General features: G+C 40.9%; 4 protein-coding genes. 3 read left to right on the top strand and 1 reads right to left on the bottom strand.

The window, feature by feature from the left end:
* Positions 1-104 precede the first annotated feature (104 nt).
* Complete coding sequence (locus ACYTXL_RS12705; protein ID WP_461925065.1) at positions 105-1,337, bottom strand: cysteine desulfurase-like protein; 1,233 nt, start codon at positions 1,335-1,337, stop codon at positions 105-107.
* 408 nt (positions 1,338-1,745) lie between these two features.
* On the opposite strand from ACYTXL_RS12705, the gene ACYTXL_RS12700 reads away from it, so the two are divergent.
* The 3 genes from ACYTXL_RS12700 to ACYTXL_RS12690 all read left to right on the top strand — a co-directional run.
* Entirely contained in the window at positions 1,746-1,967 is a 222-nt protein-coding gene (locus tag ACYTXL_RS12700; protein WP_461925064.1) for a DUF4327 family protein, read from the top strand.
* Between the two features lie 735 nt (positions 1,968-2,702).
* Complete coding sequence (locus tag ACYTXL_RS12695; RefSeq protein WP_461925063.1) at positions 2,703-5,111, top strand: sucrose synthase; 2,409 nt, start codon at positions 2,703-2,705, stop codon at positions 5,109-5,111.
* An 11-nt stretch (positions 5,112-5,122) separates the two neighbouring features.
* Positions 5,123-5,319, top strand: a 197-nt coding sequence (locus tag ACYTXL_RS12690) for a hypothetical protein (RefSeq protein WP_461925062.1), incomplete at its 3' end; no start/stop codon positions are given.

The raw sequence follows: 5,319 nt of genomic DNA, 5'->3' as shown, positions 1-5,319 counted from the left end.
GTCTTCTCAAAGCAACTTTTTTCTTAAGTTGACACGCATGAGCATTGCTGTGCCCCTACGACAGATGTGGTTCAAATACATGAAAACTGCTGTAATGCCCAGTCTTAAAATATCTGCTCAAAAGCCTCAATTAGGCTGTTAACTTCCTCAAGAGTGTTGTAATGCACCATACTCACCCGGACTATTCCGCCTTGCGATGCTAATCCCAGGTATTCAATCAGCCGTTTAGCATAGAAGTCCCCGTAGCGAATCCCAATATAATGTTGGTCAATTTTTGCCGGAATGGTTGAGCTATTTATTCCATCTACCACAAAAGATATAGTTGGCACACGGGATTCACGATCAGCCTTTGATTGACCAATCACTCGCACATGAGACTTACTGTTGAGGTAATTTAGGAGGCGATCGCTAATCTTTTCTTCATGTATGCTAATTAAATCAAACGCCTGTACCATTTGATTTCTCAAATCAGGTGAAGTTTGATTCCCGTAGTGCAATTGTGCTAACTCACTTAAATAATCACATAAACCTAACATTCCATAACTTAATTCAAAATTGACATTTCCTAACTGAAATTTATAAGGTATATCTGTCTGTTCAATAAAATAATGGTTAAGACCAGGCAATCTTAATAAATGTTCTTCTTTACCATAAAGTAAGGCATGATGTGGCCCATAGACTTTATAACAACTCAAAGCATAGAAATCAACATCTAAATCTTGGACATCAACTAATCTATGGGGTGCATAAGCTACACCATCTACACAAATCATTGCGTTGCGATCGTGTACAAATGCAGCAATTTCTTTAATCGGGTTAATGGTTCCCAGAACATTAGAAGCATGAGTTAAAGCTACTAGTTTGGTACGTTTATTCATCAATGTTTCTAAATCTGCTAAATCAAGCTCTAAGGTATCTGGGTGAATTTCCCATACTTTAACCTTCATTCCTTGTTTTTCAAGAGCGAACCAAGCACCAATATTGGACTCATGGTCACAATTAGTAACAATAATCTCATCACCAGATGTGAAGGTTTGACTCAAACAAATTGAGAGAACTTTCAACATCATTGTAGTAGATGGTCCCATCACCACTTCTTTAGAAGAATTGGCATTAATGAAAGTAGCCATTCCCCTAGTTGCTAAAGCTAATCGTTCTCCTGCAAGTTGAGAAACTGCATAAGAAGCTCCCAACTGAACATCAGAACTCAGGAGAAATTCGCTAATTCTATCTACTACTTTTTTCAGGGTTTGTGAACCGCCAGCATTATCAAAAAAAGTCCATTCACCAGCGAGGGCGGGAAAATATTGGCGAACTTTATCAAGATTCAAGAGCATAGTATAAGTTTTGTAGACAATCTTCTTTACCCTAGTTTACCTTTTGGCAAGTCTTCCACAGAGCATTTATAGCAATCGCCAAAGCCGTTAGGACAGTTGGCGGGAAACGCCCCTTCAACAGCGTACTTTGTGATTTTATTGCTGTCCTAAGCTACCTGTCCGTTGCTATACATCCTCTTTTGGTGTTTACAGCTTGTTGTGACAGCCTTCTTGCTCTGCAAAAATCTCTCTAAAGGGGGTGTACATGACGACCAAAAGAGTATAGTAGTGACATATCTAACTTCCAGCAAGGGTTAGTGTCTTGATTCTTCACAATTCTCGCCAATTTTATTTGATCAGTTTAAGGTAGAGTCAAAGCAATTATTGTTTTGATTCATAATTCCTTAATTGAAAACAAAGGAACGACCTATGAACACTACAGTTAAATATGACATCCAGGTTATCAAGGAAGAAGCACTTCAACTTGTTAAAAAGAGGCTTGTTAACCGTCAGCAGCCAATTTCTAGCCTCTGTAAATATATTCCTGATCGTGACTGGGTTAATTTTGAACAGGAGTTAGAGAAAAACGAATTTCTTCTCAGAGATAGAATTATTGACCTACTCAATCAAGAATCTTGGGAAGACGATTGAGGCTGTATTTAGAAGCTGAACCTCATTAGCCGCATCCCAATAAAATCAAAATTACAAATTAATTTTTCAGAATTAAAAAGCCTCGGATTAAGTCGAGGGTTATAAAAGTAAGTAATAAATCTTGATGAATGGGTTAAGTGCTTGAGAAGAGGAGAGAAGCAGCGCTAGCCTAGCAATACTTCTCTGCTAAAGGGGCTACGGTGTACACATTGTTTATCCAATAGCCCAAAGAAACCTCACCCTGGTTCTGCTACGCAAAACCTGTCCCTCTCCGTGAGTTCGGAGAGGGATTAAAGTTAGGACAGGGTGACAATTTTTTTCCCTTGTCCTTCCGAAGTTCTGGCTAATCCAGCTGATGTATATGGTTAGGAAAATTAATGATAAGTTAGCGACTTCCAACAAATAAATTATCTAATCTTGTGGGGTGGGCATCTTGCCCGCCTTTGGCTATGGGCTTTCGTGTCGCACACCCCACAATAAGTAGTTGAGTATTTTTTTATTTGTCAGTCCCTTAGCGATCGCTCAAATTTTGCTGTACTGCTGAATCGAGAATAGTGAAAAACTAATCTGCTCTCTCATCCCCTAGATTTGAAGTTTTCACAGCCTTTCACCCCAGAGCTAGACGCAAAGATTTTTAGAGTAATTTACGATTGGGCGGGAAACGTACCTCACAGAGCTGGAGACCGGAAAGAAAAATGAGGTCCTGACCTAGCTAAATTTCTGGAATTCGTCATCATGTATGAACTAGTTCAAACTGTCTTCAACGGTGATGAAAAAACTGATCTGCATCAGTTGATTTATGCGTTGAGTGCTTCAGGTAAGCATTACTTCCTGAGAAATGAGATTTTGCAAGCTTTTGCCGATTACTGTCATCAATCCCAAAAGCCAGCCTATTTTTACTACTCTTCTTCTGTTGGCAAACTGATACACTCTACTCACGAAATAATTCTTGAAGAGGAAAGTACTTGGTTAGTGGTTCGACCGAGGATTGCTAACCAAGAAGTTTGGCAACTGACAGCCGATAGCAAGTTCGAGCAGATGACGCCTCAAGCGCTGCTAGATGTGAGAGATCGCCTAGTCAACCGCTACCAAAACCACATCCTCGAAATCGATCTCCACCCCTTCTATGAGAGTTCCCTAAGAATCGACGATGCCAGAAATATCGGTCAAGGTTTAGCCTTCCTCAACCGTTACCTGTGCAATCAATTGTTCACTGACCCGGAATATTGGTTAGAAAAGTTATTTCAAGCATTACAGGGGCTGCAATACGATGGTATTCGCCTGCTGTTTAGCGATCGCATTACCTCCGGTATTCAGTTAGCCAAACAAATTAAACAAGCGCTCAAATTCCTAAGTGAGCTTGAGCCTGATGAACCATATCAAAAATTTAGCTTAGACTTCCGAGAATTAGGCTTTGAGCCGGGTTGGGGTAACACTGCGGCGCGAGTCTCCGAAACCCTAGAACTCCTCGACCGACTCATTTACTCCCCAGAACCTGGCATTTTAGAAACATTTGTAGACCGCGTTCCTGCTGTCTTTCGCGTCGTCCTGATTTCCATCCACGGCTGGGTGGGACAGAAAGATGTTTTGGGAAGAAATGAAACACTCGGTCAAGTTATCTACGTCCTCGAACAAGCTCGCAGCTTAGAAAAGGAACTGCGTGAACATATCAAACTCGCTGGACTCGACCTGCTGGGCATTAAACCCCATGTAATTATTCTGACTCGGCTCATCCCTAACTCTGAAGAGACATTTTCCAACCTGCCCTTAGAAAAAATCCAAGATACTGAAAATGCTTGGATATTGCGGGTTCCTTTTGGTGAATTTAATCCTGACGTTACTAACAATTGGATTTCTAAATTTGAGATTTGGCCTTATTTAGAACAATTTGCTTTAGATGCAGAAAAAGAATTACTAGCTCAATTCCAAGGCAAACCTAATCTGCTCGTCGGCAATTACAGCGACGGTAATTTAGTAGCTTTTCTCTTATCTCGCCGGATGAAAGTTACCCAGTGCAACATTGCCCATTCTTTAGAAAAGCCTAAACATCTATTTAGCAATTTATATTGGCAAGATTTAGAAGAAGAATATCACTTCTCGGTACAATTTACTGCTGATTTAATTAGCATGAATGCAGCCGATTTCATCATCACATCGTCCTATCAAGAAATTGTCGGCACACCCGACAGCATAGGTCAATATGAGTCGTATAAGTGCTTTACGATGCCGCAACTTTATCATGTGGTTGATGGAATTGATTTGTTTAGTCCTAAATTCAATTTAGTGCCACCGGGAGTAAATGAGAATATTTTCTTTCCCTATAGCCAAAAAGAAGACCGAGATTCTAACTTTGGCAAACAAGTTCACGACCTACTCTTTAGCCGCGAAGACCCCCAAATCTTTGGTAAGTTAGATCACCCTCAGAAGCGACCAATCTTTGTTGTTGATACCATCACTTCAATCAACAATCTCACTGGTTTAGCGGAATGCTTTGGCAAAAGTCAGGCGTTGCAAGAGCGTTGTAACCTGATCCTTTTAAGTAGTAAACTGCATCCATATCAAGCTATCAACTCAGACGAAGCAGAAGAAATTCAAAAACTCTACGACATTATTGAGCAATATCATCTCAATGGCAAGATTCGCTGGGTGGGGATGCGTATCCCTAGCAGTGAACTCGGCGAAGCCTACCGAGTAGTTGCAGATTCTCAGGGGTTTTATGTCCATTTTGCTCACTTTGAATCTTTCGGACGGAGTATTTTGGAAGCGATGATTTCCGGCTTGCCTACTTTCACTACTCAATTTGGTGGATCTTTAGAAATTATCGAGAACCAAGAAAACGAGTTTAACGTTAATCCTACAGACTTAGAAGGCACAGCAAAGAAAATTTTAGACTTCCTGGAAAAATGCGATACTCATACCGAATACTGGCAGGAAGTTTCAGAATGGATGAGTCAGCGAATTCATCACAAATATAATTGGCATTTACATAGCAATCAATTACTACTGCTTGCTAAAATGTTTACTTTTTGGAACTTTGTTGCTCCCGAAAATAACGAAGCCAGAGATCGGTACATGGAAGCCTTATTTCATCTCATTTATAAACCCAGAGTTGAAAAGATTTTGGAAAAGCACATGGGGGGGTGAGGGAGTGGGGGATGAGGGGACAAGGGGGACAAGGGGGACAAGGAAAATTAGAGACTCGTTCATCCACCTTTGAACTCCGTTCATCCACCTCGGAACTCCGTTCATCCACCTCGGAACTCCGTTCATCCACCTTTGAACTCCGTTCATCCACCTTTGAACTCCGTTCATCCACCTTTGAACTCCGTTCATCCACCTTTGAACTCCGTTC

The sequence above is a fragment of the Nostoc sp. genome (assembly GCF_054880495.1).
This window is presented reverse-complemented; position numbering and strand designations above follow the sequence as displayed.

Excerpts from the sequence above, each read along its gene's own strand:
- ACYTXL_RS12700 (WP_461925064.1), top strand. The coding sequence starts at position 1,746 with ATGAACACTACAGTTAAATATGACATCCAGGTTATCAAGGAAGAAGCA.
- ACYTXL_RS12705 (WP_461925065.1), bottom strand. The coding sequence starts at position 1,337 with ATGCTCTTGAATCTTGATAAAGTTCGCCAATATTTTCCCGCCCTCGCT.
- ACYTXL_RS12695 (WP_461925063.1), top strand. The coding sequence starts at position 2,703 with ATGTATGAACTAGTTCAAACTGTCTTCAACGGTGATGAAAAAACTGAT.